The 18,254-nt window shown below is 69.3% G+C and carries 18 protein-coding genes and 1 pseudogene; 13 read left to right on the plus strand and 6 right to left on the minus strand.

What is annotated here, in order from left to right:
* The first annotated feature begins 35 nt into the window (after positions 1-35).
* From CVV76_RS25565 to CVV76_RS01100, 9 genes and pseudogenes are all read left to right on the plus strand, one after another.
* Positions 36-719, plus strand: a complete 684-nt coding sequence (locus tag CVV76_RS25565; RefSeq protein WP_102222759.1) for a CerR family C-terminal domain-containing protein — start codon at positions 36-38, stop codon at positions 717-719.
* On the plus strand, positions 716-1,666 hold the full coding sequence (locus CVV76_RS01065) for an HlyD family secretion protein (RefSeq protein WP_102222760.1): 951 nt from the start codon (positions 716-718) through the stop codon (positions 1,664-1,666). The genes CVV76_RS25565 and CVV76_RS01065 overlap by 4 nt, the downstream gene beginning before the upstream one ends.
* Positions 1,663-2,625, plus strand: a complete 963-nt coding sequence (locus CVV76_RS01070) for an ABC transporter ATP-binding protein (protein ID WP_233192657.1) — start codon at positions 1,663-1,665, stop codon at positions 2,623-2,625. Before CVV76_RS01065 ends, CVV76_RS01070 begins: the two co-directional genes overlap by 4 nt.
* A complete protein-coding gene (locus CVV76_RS01075; RefSeq protein WP_102222761.1) occupies positions 2,622-3,752 on the plus strand; it encodes an ABC transporter permease in 1,131 nt (376 codons plus the stop codon). The genes CVV76_RS01070 and CVV76_RS01075 overlap by 4 nt, the downstream gene beginning before the upstream one ends.
* 92 nt (positions 3,753-3,844) lie before the next feature.
* Positions 3,845-4,282, plus strand: a complete 438-nt coding sequence (dtd, locus tag CVV76_RS01080) for a D-aminoacyl-tRNA deacylase (protein WP_102222762.1) — start codon at positions 3,845-3,847, stop codon at positions 4,280-4,282.
* Positions 4,283-4,596: 314 nt separating this feature from the next.
* The gene (locus CVV76_RS01085; protein ID WP_102222763.1) at positions 4,597-5,733 is read left to right on the plus strand and encodes an aromatic ring-hydroxylating oxygenase subunit alpha; all 1,137 of its coding nucleotides are present in this window, start codon (positions 4,597-4,599) and stop codon (positions 5,731-5,733) included.
* A 260-nt stretch (positions 5,734-5,993) separates the two neighbouring features.
* A pseudogene (locus CVV76_RS25280) lies at positions 5,994-6,431 on the plus strand (flavin reductase family protein); the annotation flags it as partial.
* Positions 6,432-6,548: 117 nt separating this feature from the next.
* Positions 6,549-6,962, plus strand: coding sequence for a RidA family protein (locus CVV76_RS25285; RefSeq protein ID WP_102222933.1), 414 nt, complete (start codon positions 6,549-6,551; stop codon positions 6,960-6,962).
* 129 nt (positions 6,963-7,091) lie between these two features.
* Positions 7,092-7,763 carry a DUF1028 domain-containing protein gene (locus tag CVV76_RS01100; RefSeq protein WP_102222764.1) on the plus strand — a complete coding sequence of 224 codons (672 nt, stop codon included), beginning with the start codon at positions 7,092-7,094 and terminating at the stop codon, positions 7,761-7,763.
* Positions 7,764-7,799: 36 nt separating this feature from the next.
* Here the strand turns inward: CVV76_RS01100 and CVV76_RS01105 are convergent, their stop codons facing one another.
* Positions 7,800-8,003: a YgaP family membrane protein gene (locus tag CVV76_RS01105; protein WP_102222765.1), complete on the minus strand. Its 204-nt coding sequence runs from the start codon at positions 8,001-8,003 to the stop codon at positions 7,800-7,802.
* A gap of 127 nt (positions 8,004-8,130) precedes the next feature.
* Complete coding sequence (gene argE, locus CVV76_RS01110) at positions 8,131-9,306, minus strand: acetylornithine deacetylase (protein WP_102222766.1); 1,176 nt, start codon at positions 9,304-9,306, stop codon at positions 8,131-8,133.
* A gap of 347 nt (positions 9,307-9,653) precedes the next feature.
* Between argE and CVV76_RS01115 the strand changes: the two genes are divergently transcribed.
* The 4 genes from CVV76_RS01115 to CVV76_RS01130 all read left to right on the plus strand — a co-directional run bounded on the left by CVV76_RS01115 (position 9,654) and on the right by CVV76_RS01130 (position 14,541).
* Entirely contained in the window at positions 9,654-12,116 is a 2,463-nt protein-coding gene (locus tag CVV76_RS01115) for a heavy metal translocating P-type ATPase (protein ID WP_102222767.1), read from the plus strand.
* A gap of 30 nt (positions 12,117-12,146) precedes the next feature.
* Complete coding sequence (cueR, locus tag CVV76_RS01120; RefSeq protein WP_102222768.1) at positions 12,147-12,545, plus strand: Cu(I)-responsive transcriptional regulator; 399 nt, start codon at positions 12,147-12,149, stop codon at positions 12,543-12,545.
* A gap of 211 nt (positions 12,546-12,756) precedes the next feature.
* On the plus strand, positions 12,757-13,578 hold the full coding sequence (locus CVV76_RS01125) for a crotonase/enoyl-CoA hydratase family protein (RefSeq protein WP_199178459.1): 822 nt from the start codon (positions 12,757-12,759) through the stop codon (positions 13,576-13,578).
* Between the two features lie 3 nt (positions 13,579-13,581).
* Positions 13,582-14,541, plus strand: coding sequence for a cation diffusion facilitator family transporter (locus CVV76_RS01130; RefSeq protein WP_102222769.1), 960 nt, complete (start codon positions 13,582-13,584; stop codon positions 14,539-14,541).
* A 122-nt stretch (positions 14,542-14,663) separates the two neighbouring features.
* Here the strand turns inward: CVV76_RS01130 and CVV76_RS01135 are convergent, their stop codons facing one another.
* From CVV76_RS01135 to CVV76_RS01150, 4 genes are all read right to left on the minus strand, one after another.
* A complete protein-coding gene (locus CVV76_RS01135; RefSeq protein WP_102222770.1) occupies positions 14,664-15,602 on the minus strand; it encodes a bifunctional riboflavin kinase/FAD synthetase in 939 nt (312 codons plus the stop codon).
* 28 nt (positions 15,603-15,630) lie between these two features.
* Complete coding sequence (locus CVV76_RS01140) at positions 15,631-16,107, minus strand: MaoC family dehydratase (protein WP_102222771.1); 477 nt, start codon at positions 16,105-16,107, stop codon at positions 15,631-15,633.
* Positions 16,108-16,282: 175 nt separating this feature from the next.
* Positions 16,283-17,164, minus strand: a complete 882-nt coding sequence (locus CVV76_RS01145; protein WP_102222772.1) for a TIGR01459 family HAD-type hydrolase — start codon at positions 17,162-17,164, stop codon at positions 16,283-16,285.
* Between the two features lie 138 nt (positions 17,165-17,302).
* Complete coding sequence (locus tag CVV76_RS01150) at positions 17,303-18,220, minus strand: manganese-dependent inorganic pyrophosphatase (protein ID WP_102222773.1); 918 nt, start codon at positions 18,218-18,220, stop codon at positions 17,303-17,305.
* Between the last annotated feature and the right edge of the window lie 34 nt (positions 18,221-18,254).

An 18,254-nucleotide genomic window follows, 5' to 3' on the forward strand; every position in this document is an offset into this window, starting at 1 on the left:
GATTTAATCGTTTGATTGAAGTGAGGAGGTGCGCGATGCCCGAGAGGTCGAAGGCCGAGACGCCGCTATCTGCGGATCCTGCGGAGGCGACCCGAGCGGCGCTGGTGTCGGCGGGGCTGCATCTTTTCGGACACAAGGGGTTCGCCGCCGCCTCGACGCGCGAGATCGCGGCGCGGGCGGGGGCGAACGTGGCGGCGATCGCCTATCATTTCGGGTCGAAGGCGGGGCTGCGGCGCGCCTGTGCCGAGGAGGTCGCGGCGCGGATCGGTCACGTTCTGGGTGACCTTGGGGCGGGGCCGAGACCCGCGACGCCCGGCGAGGCGCGGGCGCGGTTGCGGGCCGCGCTGCGGGCGATCACGGGCTATCTGGCGGCAGCGCCCGAGGCCGCGGATCTTGCGGCCTTCCTGCTGCGCGAGATCACCGAGGAGGGCGAGGTCCTCGACCGCCTCTACGAGACCACGGTGGGGCCGCGGCACCGCCAGCTTTGCGCGCTGTGGGGGCTTGCGACGGGGACCGATCCGGAGGCGGAGGAGACGCGGCTTTCGGTCTTCGCGATGATCGGCCAGGTGGTCTATTTCCGTATCGGCCGCCCGGTGGTGTTGCGCCGCATGGGCGACGCCGGGCTGGACCCCGAGGCGCTGACCCGCATCCTGATCCGAAACCTCGATGCAGCCCTTGATGCCGCCCTAGATGCGGCGATACGGGAGGTCCCCCGATGATCCTGTGTTCCATTCCCGTGCTTTCGGCGTTTCTGTCGGCCTGCGCGGTGCCCGCCCCCCTCGCCACCGGCTATGTCGAGGGGGAATACGTGCTGGTGGCGCCGGTTGCGGTGGCGCAGGTCTCGGACGTCAAGGTCAAGCGCGGCGATCACGTGGCCGCGGGGGCGGTGCTGGCGCTGACCGAACGGCGCGACGCCCAGATCGCGGTGGCCCAGGCCACCGCCGCGCTGGCCGAGGCGGAGAGCCGGCTGGCGAACCTCCAGCTTGGCAAGCGGCCGGAGGAGATCGCGGTGATCGCGGCCACGCTGGCCTCGGCCAAGGCGCAGGAGGCCGAGGTGGGCAAGGAGGTGGCGCGGCTCACCTCGCTGCGCGACCGGGGGGTGAGTTCGCAGGCCGAGCTGGACGATGCGACGACGCGGCTTGACGTGGCGCATGCGCAGGTGGCGCAGGCGCAGGCGAACCTGTCGGTGGCGCGGCTGCCGGCCCGGCCGCAGGAGATCGCGGCCGCCGAGGCCGCGGTGGCGCAGGCCACGGCGCGACGCGACGCGGCGGCGTGGCAATTGTCCAAACGCACGCTGACCGCGCCTCGGACGGGGACGGTCTATGACATCCTGCGCACGCGGGGCGAGATCGCGGGCCCGCAGGCGCCGGTGCTGTCGTTCCTGCCCGACGGGGCGGTGAAGCTGCGGCTGTATTTCCCCGAAACCGCGGTGGCCCGGATCCATGCAGGATCGACATTGACGGTTCATTGCGATGGCTGTGGCGCGGGTGAGACGGCGCATGTGACCTATGTCTCGGATGCGCCGGAATTCACCCCGCCGGTCATCTATTCGCTGCAGAACCGCCAGAAGCTGGTCTATCTGGTCGAGGCCCGCCCCGAGGCGCGCGCGACCCGGCTGAAGCCCGGGCAGATCGTCGATGTCGATCTGCCGGGAGCGGAGAAGTGAGCGCGGTTCCCGTTCCCCCGCCGCAAGGCACGGCACCGGCGATCGACGTGCGCGGACTGGTGAAAAGCTACGGCGGCCGGCGGGTGGTGGACGACGTGACCATGCAGGTCGCGCGGGGCGAGATCGCGGGTTTCCTGGGGCCGAACGGATCGGGCAAGACCACGACGATCCGGGTGATGTGCGGCCTGCTCACGCCCGATGCGGGTACGGGCGAGGTGCTGGGCCACGACCTGCGCCGCGATGCCCGCCGCATCCGGCGCGAGGTGGGCTACATGACGCAGCGGTTCTCGTTCTACGAGGATCTGTCGATCGCCGAGAACCTTGCTTTCGTGGCCGGGCTCTATGGCCTGACGCCGGTGCGCAAATACGTCGACGAGACGCTTGCCGACCTTGGCCTGACTTCGCGGCGCGACCAGCTTGCAGGCAGCCTTTCGGGCGGCTGGAAGCAGCGCCTCGCGCTGGCCGCCTGCATCATGCACGACCCGAAACTGCTGCTGTTGGATGAACCCACGGCAGGCGTCGACCCCAAGGCGCGGCGCGAGTTCTGGGACGAGATCCACCGGCTGGCGGCGGGCGGCATGACGGTGCTTGTCTCCACCCACTACATGGACGAGGCCGAGCGCTGCCACCGGATCAACTACATCTCCTACGGCCGTCTTGTCGCCCGGGGAACGGTGGCCGAGGTGGTGAAGGGCGCGGGCCTCACGACCTTTGTGGTCGAGGGGCTGGACGGGGCGGCGATGATCGACCTCGACGAGAGGCTGCGCGGCGCGCCGGGGGTCGAGCAGGTGGCGCCCTTCGGGTCGGTGCTCCATGTGGTGGGGCGCGATGCCGGGGCGCTGAAAGCCTCGGTCACCCGGATCGCAGGTGGGGCGGGGGCGCGGGTCACACCGGCCGAGACCAGCCTCGAGGATGCCTTCATCCACTTCATGGGCGGGGCAAAGGACAACATGGCATGAACGGGATCCTGTCGCTTCGCCGCCTGCGCGCGATGCTGGTGAAGGAAACCATCCAGATGCGGCGCGACCGGGTGACCTTTGCCATGATGCTGGGGATCCCGCTGATCCTGCTGGTGCTGTTCGGCTTTGCCATAAACACCGACCCCAAGCACCTGCCCGCGGCGTTGGTGGCGCCCACGCAGGACCGCTACACCCGCGCCATCGTGACGGCGCTGGAGATGACGGGCTATTACCACTTCACCAAGGTCGGCGTGTCCGAGGCCGAGGCCGAGCGGCTGATCTCGGACGGCACGGTATCTTTCGTCGTGACCATCCCGTCGGATTTCGGGCGCCGGGTGGCGCGCGGCGATCATCCGCAGATCCTGATCGAGGCGGATGCGACCGACCCGGCGGTCGCCTCGGGCGCGGTCTCGACGCTGGGCACGGTGGCGGCGCAGGCGCTCAGGCGCGAGCAGGGGGCCTCCGCCCCCGCAGATCAGCCCGGCGCACTGCAGGTCGTGGTGCACAAGCGCTACAACCCCGAGGGGGTGACGCAATACAACATCGTACCGGGGCTTCTGGGGGTGATCCTGCAGATGACCATGGTGATGATGACCTCCATGGCCCTGACCCGCGAGACGGAGCGCGGGACGATGGAGAACCTGCTGGCGATGCCCGTGACGCCGCTGGAGATAATGTTGGGCAAGGTGTTGCCCTTTCTCATGGTGGGGGCGGTGCAGATGGCGGTGATCCTGTTCGCGGCCAAGATCCTGTTTCACGTGCCCTTCGTGGGGGCGATGTGGCTGTTGTTGCTGGGGGTCTTGCTGTTCGTGCTGGCGCTGGTGCTTCTGGGCTACACGATCTCCACCCTGTCGCGGAACCAGATGCAGGCGATGCAACTGGCGTTCTTCTTCTTCCTGCCGTCGATCCTTCTGTCGGGGTTCATGTTTCCGTTCCGCGGCATGCCGGGCTGGGCGCAGGCGGTGGGCGAAGTGCTGCCGCTGACGCATTTCCTGCGGCTGGTCCGGGCAGTGATGCTGAAGGGCGCGGATCTGACTACGGTGCAGCCGCAGATCGGGGCGCTGACGGCCTTCGTGGTGGTTTTCGCGCTGCTGGCGCTGAGCAGGTTCCGCCGCACGCTGGACTGAGGGGAATGCGGGCGGGCGGGCATGCGGGAGTGCGTTGAAACGCACCCTACGGGGCCTTGCGACGCCGCGCGTTCCGCGTCACAACGGCGGCCATGAGAGCCCTGATCCAGAGAGTGAGCGCCGCACGGGTGACGGTGGACGACCGCATCACGGGAGAGATCGGCCCGGGTCTGCTGATCCTCGTCTGCGCGATGCAGGGCGATACCGAGGCGCAGGCCGACCAGCTGGCGGCCAAGATCGCCCGGCTCCGGATCTTCAAGGACGACGCGGGCAAGATGAACCGATCGGTGGTCGACGCCGGGGGCGCGGCGCTGGTGGTCAGTCAATTCACCCTTGCCGCCGACACCTCGCGCGGGAACCGCCCCGGGTTCTCCGCCGCCGCCCCGCCGGACGAGGGGCACAGGCTTTACGAGTATTTCTCGGGCGCGGTCCGCGGGCAGGGGATCGCGGTCGAGAACGGCGAATTCGGGGCCGACATGGCGGTGAGCCTGACCAACGACGGTCCGGTCACGATCTGGATGGAAATCTGAAGGGCTGATCCTTGGCCTGACGTTGGGAGGCTGCGCCTCGTGGGTCACCTGGCTGCCCGGTCTGGCTGCCCGGTCTGGCTGCCCCGTTCAGGCAATGCGCATCTGCGGTTGCCGGCCGTTTCTGCCAAGGGCGCCCTTCGACCTGCGTGCAAGGAAGACGGCAGGGTGCCTTGGCGGGGGCCCGTTGCGTCATCGCATGAAAACCGGCGCGCGGCGGGACCTCGGGCCGAAGCTGCTGCCTCGGCGCGGTTTCCGGCTGACTGGGGGGTGGGGCTGTGCTTCACTTCGCGCGACCACCTCACGGAGCCTCCCGGATGACCCGCCACGACAGCCTGCTTACCCCGCTTCAGGAATTGCGCGCCAATGTCGCCCAGCCGTTCGAGGCCGCAAGGGCGATGCCGAAGTCGGTCTATACCTCGCCGGAATTCCTGGCGCTGGAGGAGGAATACATCTTCGGGCGCGAATGGCTCTGCGCCGGGCGGGCCGATGCGCTGCCGGAGCCGGGCGACTACCTGACCATGACCATCGCGGGCGAGCCGGTCGTCGTGCTGCGCGATCGCGACGGCGCGATCCGCGCGCTGTCGAACGTCTGCCGGCACCGGATGTCGACTCTGCTGGAGGGGCGCGGCAATGTCCGCGCCATCGTCTGCCCCTATCACGCCTGGACCTACAACCTTGACGGCGCGCTGCGTGGCGCCCCGGCGATGGCGTTGAACGAGGGGTTCTGCAAGGAGGCCATCGCGCTGCCCGCCGTGCGCTGCGAGGTCTGGCTGGGCTGGATCCTCGTCACCCTCGACCCCGAGGCGCCCCCGCCGGCGAAGCGCCTGGCACGGCTGTCGGAGTTGATCGGCGACTTCCACATGGAGGAGTATCACGAGGCGTTCCGCAAGGAATTCCACTGGGCCACCAACTGGAAGGTGCTGGCCGAGAACTTCATGGAAAGCTACCACCTGCCGGTCTGCCACGCGGGAACCATCGGCCACACCGTGGACCTGTTGAAGATGACCTGCCCCGAGGGCGAGCCGGCCTTCAACTACCATTACATCCTGAAGAACGACGCGCTGGATCTGACGCTTGCGCATCCGTCGAACACCACGCTGACGGGCGACGCGCGGCGCACGACCTGGCTGATCTCGATCTATCCTTCGCTGATGATCACGCTGTCGCCGGGCTATTTCTGGTATCTCTCGCTCACCCCCGACGGGCCGGGCCACGTGCGGGTGCTCTACGGTGGCGGGCTCGCGCCCGAATTCGTCGCCGACCCGCAGGCGGCCGAGCATTTCGATAGGCTTCGCGCGCTTCTCGACGACGTCAACATGGAGGACAAGGGCTGTGTCGAGAAGGTCTACCGCGGTCTCTGCGCGGGGCTGTCCGAGCCGGGACCGCTGAGCCACCTCGAACGCCCGAACTACGATTTCGCCCGCTACATCGCGGGGCGCATGCCCGAGTGAGGGGATGCGGCTGGCGGGAGGGGCGGCGGAGGGGGGCGGCGCTTGCCCGGAATGGGGCCGGACGCCGTAATCGGGCATGGCCATCGGACGCGGGGATCCGGAACGACTGCCCGCAATGGCGGCCCGAGCTGGCCGATCTGCACGAATCGGCGTTGCCGCCGCGGACGAAGTGACTACGTTGGGGGCGCAACGACGACCGGAGCTTTGCCGCCTTGACCGAGATACCGACCGACACCCTTCGCCAGAGCTTTCTTGCCGGCATGTCGCGCGCCGCAGCCACGGTGAACGTGGTCACCACCGACGGCCCAGCGGGGCGCGCGGGCGTCACCGTCTCGGCGATGTCCTCGGTCTCGGCCGACGGCGACGCGCCGACCATGCTGGTCTGTGTCCACCATGCCGCCTCGGCCACGCCCGCGATCCTGGAAAACCGGGTGTTCTGCATCAACGTGCTGGCCGAGGACCAGAGCGCCATCGCCGAGGTCTTCGCCCGCCGGCTGCCGGCCCCGGGGGGCGACAAGTTCGCCGCGGCCAGCTTTCGCCCCGGGCTCACCGGCGCGCCGATGGTCGGGGGGGCGCTGGTGTCCTTCGACTGCCGGCTGGTCTCGGCCGAGCGGGTGGGCACGCATCACATCCTGATCGGCGAGGTGGCCGAGGTGGCGATGGCCGAGGAGGGCAAGCCGCTGGTCTATGCCGCCCGTGCCTACCGCTCCGCCGTGCCGCTGGCTGGGCCCGAGGTCGCGAAACCCGCCTCTCCGATAGCCGCGAGCACGGCCGCCGCCCTGACAGCCGCCCCGACACACGATGAGACCCGCGCGATGGCCCATACCCGGATCCGCCCGTTCAACACCCGCGACACCTACCCCGAGCAGAAGCTCGACAACGACCTCGCGCAGGCGGTGGTGGCACGCGGCACCACCGTGTTCCTGCGTGGCCAGTGCCCGCAGGATCTGGACACGTCGGAGGACATCGCCAGCGCCGATCCGGTGGCGCAGACCCACAAGGTGATGCAGAACATCCGCCAGCTGATCGAAGAGGCCGGCGGCCGGATGGAGCACCTCGTGAAGGTGGTGGTCTATCTCACCGACGTGCGCCACCGCGAGGCGGTCTACCGGACCATGGGCGAATACATCCAGGGCGTGCACCCGGTCTCGACCGGGGTGACGGTGACGGCGCTGGCCCGCCCCGGCTGGCTGGTAGAGATCGACGCGACGGCGGTGATCCCGGATTGAGCAAGGCCCGGAATCGAACCCTCGAGCCGGGGTATCTTCTCCCCCCGGGCAGGGGGGGCGAGGCCGCGTATTTTCACACGAGGGGCGGTCGGGCGTCTTAGCCGCCCGCTCGTCCGAGGAGGGATCACGATGACCTTTTCGCTTGTTGCGCGCTGCCCGGAGACCGGGCGTTTCGGGATGGTGATCTCGTCCTCGTCGCCCGCGGTGGCGGCGCGCTGTTCGCACGCCAGGGCGGGCGTGGGGGCGGTGGCCAGCCAGAACGTCACCGATCCGCGACTGGGGCCGCGGGCGCTGTCGCTCATGGCCGGGGGCGCGCGTGCCGCGGAGGCGGTGGCGATCCTAGCGCGCGAGATGGCGCACCCGGACTATCGCCAGCTGCTTGCGGTCGACCGGCATGGCGGGGTGGCGATCCATTCCGGCGCGAAGGCGCTGGGAACCTGGGCCGAGGCGCAGGGCAGGGATTGCGCCGCGGGCGGCAACCTGCTGGCCGATGCAGGGGTGCCCGCGGCGATGGTCGCGGGGTTCGAGGCGGCCGGCGGGGCGCTGGGAGACAGGCTGATGGCTGCGCTCGGCGCCGGGCTGGCGGCGGGCGGCGAGGCCGGGCCGGTGCATTCGGCGGGCCTGCTGGTCGTCGACCGCGAGGACTGGCCGGTCGTCGATCTCAGGATCGACTGGTCCGACAGCCCGATCGCCGATCTGGCGGCCGCCTGGGAGGTCTACGCCCCCCAGGCCGAGGCCTATGTCACCCGCGCCCTCGATCCGCGCGAGGCGCCGAGCTACGGCGTGCCGGGCGACGAATAGCGCCGTTCGCGCGGGGTCCGGCGGCGGGGCAGGGACTTAGCGGAAGGCGCAACCTTCGCGCAGGCCGAACGCCTTGAAGATCATCGCGGCGGGGCAGATCCCGGTAAAGGCCGACTGGATCAGGTTCGCGCCAATGAAGGCGGTGAACCACAGCCAGTAGATCGAGACGTAGAGGGCGAGGCCGAGGCTCACGAGGATCATCAGCCCGGCAAAGGCGAGGACGGCACGGTCGAGGGTCATGGATCGCTCCGGATCTGGGACCGGGCGGAATGCCCGGCCGTTCCCGTCCCATCTAGCCATTCCTGTCATCAAATTCAAGTTGCGGAATGTGATGGCCGCGCGCCGGGGTGTCGCGTCGGAGGGGGCGTCAGAGACCGCCTTCCAGCCGGGCGGTCAGCGAGGCCAGCATCGCGTCGCAGCGGGCAAGCTGTTCGGCGGTGACGAACTCGTCGGGCTTGTGGCCCTGCGCCATGCTGCCCGGCCCGCAGATCACGGTGGGAATGCCGAGGCGCTGGGAGAAGAGGCCGCCCTCGGTGCCGAAGGCCACCTTGATCGTGCCGTTCGCGCCGGTCAGCCCCTTGACGAAATTCACCACCCCCGCGTCCGAGGGCGTGCCGAGGCCGGGATAATTCCACAGCTCCTCGATCTCGATCGCGGCTTCGGGGAACTCGGCGCGGCGTGGGGCGACGATGGCCTCGGCCCGCGCGCGCAGATCGGCAATGATCGCCTGTGGGTCGTCCTCGGCCAGCGCGCGGATCTCGAAGTCGAGGACGCAGGCGTTGGGCACGATGTTCACCTGCACGCCGCCTGACATCTTGCCCACATGGACGGTGGTATAGGGCACGTCGTAATCGCCGTCTTTCAGGCCATCGGCGGCGATCTTGTCCTGTACCGCGCGGATCGCGCCGATGAATTCGGCGCCGAGGTGCAGCGCGTTCAGGGCAAGCGGTGCAAGGGCGGAATGCCCCTCGCGCCCGGTGACGGTGGCGCGCAGGGCGGTCTTGCCCTTGTGCCCGGTCGCCACCTGCATCTGCGTCGGCTCCCCCACGATGCACATCGCGGGTGTCACCGGCGCGCCCTCCATCAGCGCGATCAGGGACCTCACGCCGAGGCAGCCGACCTCCTCGTCATGGCTGAAGGCGAGATGGAGCGGCGTTTGCAGATCGCGCCCGGCGGCGGCGATGGCCGCGGCGATGGCGCTGGCGACGAAGCCCTTCATGTCGGTCGTGCCGCGGCCGTAGTAGCGCCCGCCTTCTTCCGTCATGCGGAAGGGATCGCGGGTCCAGGCCTGGCCGGCGACCGGCACCACGTCGGTATGGCCCGAGAGCATGACGCCCGGCCGGTCTTGTGGGCCCACCGTGGCGTAGAGATTGGCCTTGGTGCCGGTGGCGTCGGGCACGAGCGTCGCCTCGATCCCCGCAGTGGCAAGGGTGTCGCGGATCCATTCGATCAGCGACAGGTTGGGCCGGTCGCTGACCGTGTCGAAGGAAATGAGCTTGTCGAGGATCTCGACGGTGGTGAGGGGGGCGCGCGGCGCGGTCATGGGGGACTCCATCTGTTGCCCATGGCCTAGGCCGATCTGCGGCAGGATGCCAGCCCCGGCCGTCGTTCGGGCGGCGGCGGCGCCCCGGCTGCGCGTTTCATGGGCGAAGGCGGCCCGGTCCCAGCAGGGAAAGCGGGGCGGGCGCCCGTCCGCCGGGGGCAGGCGCGGGCGCGACGGAAGACCGGGAGCGACGGAAGACCGGGAGCGACGGAAGATCGGGAGCGACGGAAGATCGGGGACGTTTCCCCGAGGTCCGATCGCACATCAAAACCGGGGCGCCCCCTTGACCTTCCAGTGACTGGAACTCCTATCTCCTCATCTGAACCGCGAAAACCCGCGAGGAAAAGATGAGCCAGAGTACAACACTTCAGGTCGAGGGCATGAGCTGCGCCTCCTGCGCGGGCCGTGTCGAACGCGCCGCCGCCGCGCTGCCCGGCGTCACATCGGCCAACGTCAACCTGGCGATGAAGACGCTCAACGCCGAATACGGCGAGGGCACCGACGCCAGATCGCTGGCCGAGGCGGTGGCGAAGGCCGGCTATCAGGTGGAGACCGAAGACACGCGGCTTGAGGTCGAGGGCATGACCTGCGCCTCCTGCGTGGGGCGGGTCGAACGTGCGCTGAAGGCCTATCCGGGCGTCACCGGGGCCGAGGTGAACCTTGCCGATGGCAGCGCGGTGGTGCACCTGTACTCGGGCGCTGCCACGCCCACGGAATTGGCGCAGGTCGTCCAGCGGGCGGGCTATGACGCCCATCCGCTGGACACCGGCGCGCCCCGCGACGCCAGCCTCAAGCGCAACGAGGAGATGGCCGCCCAGCGGCGCGCCTTCCTCATCGCGCTCGGCCTCACCCTGCCGGTGTTCCTGTTGGCCATGGGAGCGCATTTCGTGCCCGGTGTGCAGCACCTGATCGACACCACGATCGGCCAGACGGCGGACCGGGTGATCCAGTTCGCGCTGACCACCATCGTGCTGGCCTGGCCGGGGCGGCAGTTCTTCCGCCATGGTGTGCCGATGCTCCTGCGCGCGGCGCCCGACATGAACTCTCTCGTGGCGCTGGGGGCCACCGCCGCCTGGGCCTATTCCACGGTTGCGACCTTCGCCCCGGGCGTCCTGCCGGCGGGCACCGACCACGTCTATTTCGAGGCCGCCGCGGTGATCGTGACGCTGATCCTGCTTGGTCGCACGCTGGAGGCCCGCGCCAAGGGCCAGGCCGGTGCCGCGATCTCGAAGCTGATCGGCCTTGCGCCGACCACCGCCCGCGTCGTGCGGCAGGGCAAGGCGATCGACCTGCCCGTGGCCGAGCTGCGCGAGGGCGACATCGTGGAACTGCGCCCGGGCGAACGCGTCGCCGCGGATGGCGAGGTGACCGAGGGCCGCTCGTGGATCGACCGTTCCATGCTGACCGGTGAACCCGCCCCGGTCGAGACGGGTGTGGGGGACGAGGTGGTCGGCGGCACGGTCAACGGCGAGGGCGCGCTGTCGTTCCGAGTCACCCGGACGGGCGAGGCGGCCACCCTCTCGCGCATCGTCCGCATGGTGTCGGATGCGCAGGGCGGCAAGCTGCCGATCCAGGCGATGGTGGACAAGGTCACCATGTGGTTCGTGCCGGCGGTGATGGCCGCGGCGCTCGTGACGCTGGGGATCTGGCTGATCTTCGGCCCGGCGCCGGTGCTGGCGCATGCGCTGGTCGCCGCCGTGGCGGTGCTGATCATCGCCTGCCCCTGCGCCATGGGCCTCGCCACGCCGACCTCGATCATGGTGGGGTCGGGCCGCGGGGCGGAGCTGGGCCTTCTGTTCCGCAAGGGCGAGGCGCTGCAACGGCTGAGCGAGGCGCAGGTGGTGGCCTTCGACAAGACCGGCACCCTGACCGAAGGGCACCCGGCGCTCACCGACCTCGTGACGACCGCGGGGGTCGACCGGGCCACGGTCCTGTCGGCCGCCGCCGCGATCGAGGCAAAATCGGAACACCCCGTCGCCCGCGCCCTGCTGAAGGCCGCCGAGCAAGAGGGGGCCGCCCCCGCCCCGGTCGAGGACTTCGCCGTAATCGCGGGGCACGGTGTCTCGGGCACGGTCTCTGGCCGCCGCGTCCTTCTGGGCAATGCCCGTCTCATGCAGCGCGAGGGGGTGGACATCGCGCCGCTGACCGACACTGCCAATCGGCTGGCCGTGGAGGGGAAAACCCCGCTCTACGCGGCGTTCGATGGCGCGCTGGTCGCGACGCTGGCCGTGGCCGACCCGGTCAAGGACGGCGCGGCCGAGCTGATCGCCACGCTGCACCGGCTGGGCCTCAAGACCGCGATGGTCACCGGTGATGCCGAACCCACGGCTCAGGCCATCGCCCGGACCCTCGGCATCGACAAGGTGGTGGCCGAAGTCCTGCCCGAGGGCAAGGTCGACGCGGTGAAGGCGCTGCAGGCCGAACACGGCGCGCTGGCCTTCGTGGGCGACGGCATCAACGATGCGCCCGCCCTCGCCACCGCCGAGACCGGCATCGCCATCGGCACCGGCACCGACGTGGCGATCGAGACGGCCGACCTCGTCCTGATGTCGGGCGACCCGGCGGGCGTGGCGCAGGCGGTGCAGCTCTCGCGCACGACGATGCGCAACATCCGCCAGAACCTCGGCTGGGCCTTCGGCTACAACGTGGTCCTGATCCCGGTGGCCGCGGGCATCCTGGCGCCGTTTGGCGGGCCGATGCTGTCGCCCATGCTGGCCGCCGCCGCCATGGCCGCCTCGTCTGTCATCGTCGTTTCGAACGCCCTGCGCCTGAAACGCGCGGGGCCCTGGCCGACCGGCAACAGGACATGATGGGAAACGGGACATGACGGGAGAAGACGCATGAACATCGCCGAGGTCGCCCGCCGCGCAGGCCTGCCGCCCAAGACTATCCGGTATTACGAGGATATCGGCCTGATCCACCCTGACCGCCGCGACAACGGCTACCGGGACTTTGCCGAGACCCATCTGCACAAGCTCTCCTTCCTCGGCCGCGCCCGCTCTCTGGGCTTCTCGATCGAGGAATGCCGCGCGCTCATGGCGCTTTACGAGGACCGGGGCCGCGCGTCCTCCGACGTCAAGCGGATCGCGCAGGAGCACCTGACCGCCATCGACGCCAAGATCGCCGAGCTTCAGGCGATGCGCGACACGCTCTCGCATCTTGTCGATTGTTGCGCGGGCGACGACCGCCCGGATTGCCCGATCCTGTCCGACCTCGCCGGCGGGGGCTGCTGCGACTGACCCGCGGCGGCCCGGATTGTTCCCCTTCATCTTGGCCCAAATACTCAACTGCCGCCGCCAACCACTCTGCGGTCGCCCGCCATGAGGCGCCCCCCCCATTGCTCCCCGGCCGCCGATCCCCGCCGCCATCGCCGGCTACCTGACCCGGCGTCGCGCTTTCGCGCCCGGCCGCACCGCGCCATGATGGCGCCAGGCCGACGGGGAGGATACGATGACAGAGCCGATGACAGAGCCGATGACAGAGCCGGTGCTCGTGACGATGGGCGAAGGCGGCGTGGCCGAGGTCACGCTCAACCGTCCCGAGAAGAAGAACGCCTGGACGATGGAGGTGTTCGACGCGCTCGCCGCGGCGGCGCGGGGGCTGAAGGGCCGCGCGGGCCTCAGGGCGGTGATCCTGTCGGGCGCGGGGGGCTGTTTCTCTGCCGGGCTGGACCTGTCGGTGATGCAGGGCTTCGCCGCCGACCTCTCGGCGGTGAAGGCGCAGATGGCCGAGGCCGACGCGACCGGCGCGAACCGCTTCCAGGCGCCGGTGACCGGTTGGGCCGCGCTGCCCGTCCCGGTGATCGCGGCGATCGAGGGGGTGGCCTTCGGCGCTGGGATGCAGCTGGCGCTGGGGGCGGATTTCCGCATCGCGACCCCGGGGGCGAGGTTCTCGGTGATGGAGGCGAAATGGGGTCTGATCCCCGACATGGGGATCACCCAGTCGCTGCCCAAACTGATGCGCGCCGATCTTGCAAAGGAACTGATGATGTCCGGGCGGGTTCTGGATGCAGAGGAGGCGCAATCCCTGGGCCTTCTGACCCGCATCGCGGCCGATCCGCTGGCGGCCGCGCGGACTATGGCGGCCGATCTTGCCGCCCGCTCGCCCGAGGCGCTGGCGGGATCCAAGGCGCTGGTGGACGAGACCTGGACCATGCCGCCCGGTGCCGGGCTGCGGCGAGAGGCAGAGTTGCAGGCGGGTATCATCGGCGGGCCGAACCAGATAGAGATGGTGATGGCAAACATGCAGGAACGCGCACCGAACTTCAGGTAGGACATGCCCCACGATCACGCGCATCACGACCATTCCCACGGCCACTCTCACGGGCACGGCCATTCCCATGGGCACCATCACCACCATCTCGACCCCGACGCGGGCGACGGGCGGGTGGCGTTGGCGGTGGCGGTCAACCTGATCCTGACGGTGGCGCAGATCGCGGGTGGCATCGTCTCGGGCTCGGTCGCGCTGATCGCCGACGCGATCCACAACCTGTCAGACGCGGCGACTCTGGTGATCGCCTATGCCGCGCGCCGCATCGCCCGGCGTCCCGCGGACAGCACCATGACATTCGGCTACGGCCGGGCCGAGGTGGTGGCGGCGCTGGTCAACTACACCTCGCTGATCCTGATCTCGGTCTGGCTGGCGGGCGAGGCCGTGCTGCGGCTCTTCAATCCGCCCGAGGTCGCCGGCGGCATCGTCGTCGTGCTGGCTGCGATCGCGCTGGTGGTGAACCTTGCCACCGCGGCGCTGACCTTCGCTCTGTCGAAGGAAAGCATGAACATCCGCGCGGCCTTTCTGCACAACCTCGCCGATGCGGGGACCTCGGTCGCGGTGGTGGTTTCGGGCCTGCTGATCATGGCCTTCGGCTGGCGCTGGGTCGACCCTGTGGTGACGCTGGCGATCTCGGCCTGGATCCTGTGGCACGCAGTCAGCGAGATCGGCCCCGCGATCCGCATCCTGATGCTGGGCGCCCCGCCGGACATCGAGGCTGTCGCGCTGACCGACCGGATCCGCGCGGTGCAGGGCGTCGACGGCATCCACCACCTGCACCTCTGGCAGATCGACGAGCGCAGCACCTCGGTCGAGGCGCATATCGTGGTGACGGAAGACGGCGCCGAGGCCGAGGTGCGCCGCATCCTTGCGCGCGAATTCGGCCTTTCCCATGCGACGCTGCAGGTCGAGGCCCCGGGCGCCGAATGCCACGGCGCCTGCACCATTGGCCACGCCGCGCAATAGCCCACGTCGCATGGTGAACCGGCAGGCCGCAACGCCCGTCAGGTGTCGGTCAGAAGATCATCGGGCAATCGTGGGAAGGGGCGCTGTCGGCCCCGGAAAGGGCGCAGGTGGTGCGCCAAGGGTCAGACCGCTGCCAGGACGTCCCGCGCGCGGGCGCAATCGGCGTTCATCTGCGCGATCAGGCCGTCCAGCCCGTCGAAGGTCATCTCCGGGCGCAGATACTCCACCAGCGCGACCGACATCTCGGCGCCATAGAGATCGCCCGAGAAATCGAACAGGTAGGTCTCCAGGTTCGGGGTGTTCACGCCGAACATCGGCCGCACGCCAAGGCTGGCGGCGCCGAGGTAGCTCCCCGCATGGGGACCGGTCAGCACATCCGCCTTCACCGCGTAGACGCCGAAATGCGGCGGGTGCAGCCCGGCGATCGCCATGTTGGCGGTGGGGAAGCCAAGGTCGCGGCCGCGCTTGTCGCCATGCAGCACGGCGCCCTCGATCCGGTGCCAGTGGCCCAGCATCCGGTGCGCATCGCGCGGGCGGCCCTCGGTCAGCGCCCGGCGGATCGCCGTGGAGGAAACCTCCTCGCCCGCCGCCTGGACCAGCCTGGCGATGGTGACGCCGAAGCCCCGCGCATGGCCCAGGTCGACCAGCGTTTGCGCATCGCCCGCGCGCCCCTTGCCGAAGTGGAAATCCGCGCCCACGACGACATGCGCGACGCCAAGGCCGCCAACCAGCACGTCGTCGACGAACCCCTCGGGCGTCATCGCGGCCAGGTCCTTCGAGAACGGCAGCTCGTAGAGCCGCTCCACCCCCAGCTTTTCCATGCGGTGGGCGCGGGCTGCGCGATTCATCAGGCGAAAGGGCGGGGCGTCTGGGGCGAAGACCTCACGCGGGTGAGGCTCGAAGGTGATGACGCCCAGCGGCGCCCCCCCGGGGCGGCCCGCGGCGGCGGCCTGCGCGATCACCGACTGGTGGCCGACATGCAGGCCGTCGAAATTTCCCATGGCGACGGATGCCCCCCGATCCAGGGGCTCAAGCCCCTGCCATGTCGTGACAATCCTCATCGGCGCCCCCGGGCGGGGCGGCCCGCCGTCAGTCGAACTTGCGGCTGGGCGCCAGAACCAGCGCCTCGCCCTTCACGACGACCGTATCGCCCACAAGGCACCGACAATCAAGGGTGACCCGCCGCTTCGCATGGTCGATCGCCAGCACCTTGACCCGGGTTTCCACCGGATCTCCGGGCCGCACGGGGGCCACGAACTTCAGCGTCTGCCCAAGATAGATCGTGCCGTGGCCCGGGAGCTGCTCGCCGATCACCGCCGAGATCAGCCCTGCGGTCAGCATGCCATGCGCGATACGCCCCTCGAAGACCGATTCCTTGGCATAGGCGTCGTCGAGATGGACGGGGTTGCGGTCGCTCGACACTTCGGCGAACATCTCGATATCGCGGTCGGTGACCTGCTTGAGCAGCGTCCGCTCCATACCTACCTCGAGGTCCTCGATGTAGATCGTGCCACGCGGCAGGTTGTCGTTCCGGTTCGGTCCGAATGGCTGGGGCTTGTCGAGCATCTGGCGCTTTCCGTCACTTATGTTGCAGTGCAGCATAGCGCCGGTTTCCAAACTGCGCAAGTATTGTGCGTAATAATCTTTCGTATATGTGTTTGCGGGTGTAATTTTACTGCCCTGCCGTTTGGCGGGCGGATCCGGGCATGGGGCACCCGGGCAGGTGGTAGCGCAGCCGAAATCAGCGCAGCCGGGGGATCGCCGCGGTCACGGACAACAGATTGTCCTGCAAGAACGCATCGACCTTCGCGGGATCGGGGGCCAGCGGATCGGCGCCGAACTCCGCCGCGGCCAGCCCGCCGGTGACGAAGAGCGTGTCGAAGCCCTCCTGCATCGCGCCGCGGATGTCGGTGGCGATGCCGTCGCCGATCGCCAGAATGTCGGTCTCCTGCAGGCTGCCGCCGACCTCGCCCAGCCGTCGCCGCGCAAGGTCGTAGACCTGCGGATAGGGCTTGCCGATCCACAGGACCTCACCGCCTTCGTCCTCGTAGGCCTTGGCCAGCGCCCCGGCGCAGTAGATCCGGGTCTCGCCCAGGTCGACCACGATGTCGGGATTGGCGCAGAGGAAGGGCAGGCCCCGGGTCCGCGCCTCGAGGAACATCGCGCGATAATCCTCGGGCGTCTCGGTGCGGTCGTCGAACGGGCCGGTGCAGACGATGCCCTCGGCCTGCGCAAGCGGCACCAGCTCCACCTGCGTGGCCTCGGGCAGCGTCCGGAACAGCGGCAGGTCCTTCTCGGGGCCGAGGTGGAACACCTTCCGCCCCACCGCTCCCCCGGCGATCGCCTCCTGCGCGGCATCGCCCGAGCTGGCGATCGCGTCGTAACAATCGCGCGGCACGCCCAACCGGTCGAGCTGCTTCTGAACCTCGGTCCAAGGCCGCGGCCCGTTGGTCAGCAACACCACCTTGCCGCCGCCCGCCTTGAACCCGCGCAACGCCTCGACCGCCTCGGGCCAGGCCTGCTTGCCATTGTGCAGGCAGCCCCAGAGATCGCACAGGATGGAGCGATAGGGCTGCGACATCTCGGCCAGCGAACTGACGATCCGGGTCGTGGGGTGGCTCATGGCATTCTCCGTGTCCGCCTGCGGCGGAGGCCTCCGGCGGGGATATTTCCACTCAGAAGAAACCGGGAGCCGGATCGTTCCCTTCTTCTGAGCGAAAATATCCCGGGGGTGCGGGGGCTGGCCCCCGCTGTCCTGCCCTCAGATCGCGAGCGCCGGGATGATCTGCTTCTTGCGGCTCATGATCCCCGGCAGCACCACAGTGTCACCCGAGACGGTGGCGCCGAAGCTTTTCTCGGCGATTTCCTTCACGAGGCCGGTGGGCACCAGGAGGGTGGCCTCTTCGCGCAGGATGTCGATGATGAAGAGCAGGACCTGGTCGGCGCCGTCTTCCTTGGCGACGCCGGGCATGGCCCCCATCAGCGCGTCCTTGCGGTCGAGGAGGACCTGCGGCGCGGTGGTTTCCAGCACCGAGACGCGCAGTTGCTTGCCGCCCAGCTCGTATTCCTTCGAATCCATGCGCAGCAGCTCTGCGTCGGAGAAGGCCGAGACATCGGATTTCGCGGCGAACATCTCGCCCGCGTAGTCCGGGACGGAGATGCCGAGGTCGGCCGCGAGTCTCTCGGCCACCGCGCGGTCATGGTCGGTCGTGGTGGGGGAGCGGAATTCCAGCGTGTCGGACAGGATGCACGACAGCATCGCCGTCTTGATACCCGCGGGCATCTTGGCGGCATCGTCGCCCATCAGGTCGTGCATCACGGTGGCGGTGCAGGCCAGCGGGCGGATGGTGATCTCGATCGGGGTCTTGGTCTTCAGGCCGCCGGCCAGCATGTGGTGGTCGATCACCTGCAGCACCTTCGCCTCGTTGATCGAGGGGGGCAGCTCGGCCGGGTTGTTGGTGTCGACGACGACGCATTCCTCGCCCTCGGCCACATCGGCGATGATCTCGGGCTTCGTCACGCCGCAGCGGTCGAGGACGAAGGCGGCCTCGGTGTTCGGTTCGCCCAGCAGAACCGGGGTGGCGGGGGTGCCCCTCACCTCGCTCAGGTACCAGGCCCAGATGACGGGCGAGAGGGTGGCGTCGGTGTCGGGGGACTTGTGGCCGAAGACCTTGATCATGGGGAACATCCGCTGCGAAAGGGTAGATTTCGGG

Origin of the sequence: Acidimangrovimonas sediminis (assembly GCF_002871005.1) — a bacterium.
Classification (GTDB): Bacteria; Pseudomonadota; Alphaproteobacteria; order Rhodobacterales; family Rhodobacteraceae; genus Acidimangrovimonas; species Acidimangrovimonas sediminis.

Coding starts and splice junctions, on each gene's coding strand:
- CVV76_RS25565 (WP_102222759.1), top strand. CDS start 36: ATGCCCGAGAGGTCGAAGGCCGAGACGCCGCTATCTGCGGATCCTGCG.
- CVV76_RS01065 (WP_102222760.1), top strand. CDS start 716: ATGATCCTGTGTTCCATTCCCGTGCTTTCGGCGTTTCTGTCGGCCTGC.
- CVV76_RS01075 (WP_102222761.1), top strand. CDS start 2,622: ATGAACGGGATCCTGTCGCTTCGCCGCCTGCGCGCGATGCTGGTGAAG.
- dtd (WP_102222762.1), top strand. CDS start 3,845: ATGAGAGCCCTGATCCAGAGAGTGAGCGCCGCACGGGTGACGGTGGAC.
- CVV76_RS01085 (WP_102222763.1), top strand. CDS start 4,597: ATGACCCGCCACGACAGCCTGCTTACCCCGCTTCAGGAATTGCGCGCC.
- CVV76_RS25285 (WP_102222933.1), top strand. CDS start 6,549: ATGGCCCATACCCGGATCCGCCCGTTCAACACCCGCGACACCTACCCC.
- CVV76_RS01100 (WP_102222764.1), top strand. CDS start 7,092: ATGACCTTTTCGCTTGTTGCGCGCTGCCCGGAGACCGGGCGTTTCGGG.
- CVV76_RS01105 (WP_102222765.1), bottom strand. CDS start 8,003: ATGACCCTCGACCGTGCCGTCCTCGCCTTTGCCGGGCTGATGATCCTC.
- argE (WP_102222766.1), bottom strand. CDS start 9,306: ATGACCGCGCCGCGCGCCCCCCTCACCACCGTCGAGATCCTCGACAAG.
- CVV76_RS01115 (WP_102222767.1), top strand. CDS start 9,654: ATGAGCCAGAGTACAACACTTCAGGTCGAGGGCATGAGCTGCGCCTCC.
- cueR (WP_102222768.1), top strand. CDS start 12,147: ATGAACATCGCCGAGGTCGCCCGCCGCGCAGGCCTGCCGCCCAAGACT.
- CVV76_RS01125 (WP_199178459.1), top strand. CDS start 12,757: ATGACAGAGCCGATGACAGAGCCGATGACAGAGCCGGTGCTCGTGACG.
- CVV76_RS01130 (WP_102222769.1), top strand. CDS start 13,582: ATGCCCCACGATCACGCGCATCACGACCATTCCCACGGCCACTCTCAC.
- CVV76_RS01135 (WP_102222770.1), bottom strand. CDS start 15,602: ATGAGGATTGTCACGACATGGCAGGGGCTTGAGCCCCTGGATCGGGGG.
- CVV76_RS01140 (WP_102222771.1), bottom strand. CDS start 16,107: ATGCTCGACAAGCCCCAGCCATTCGGACCGAACCGGAACGACAACCTG.
- CVV76_RS01145 (WP_102222772.1), bottom strand. CDS start 17,164: ATGAGCCACCCCACGACCCGGATCGTCAGTTCGCTGGCCGAGATGTCG.
- CVV76_RS01150 (WP_102222773.1), bottom strand. CDS start 18,220: ATGATCAAGGTCTTCGGCCACAAGTCCCCCGACACCGACGCCACCCTC.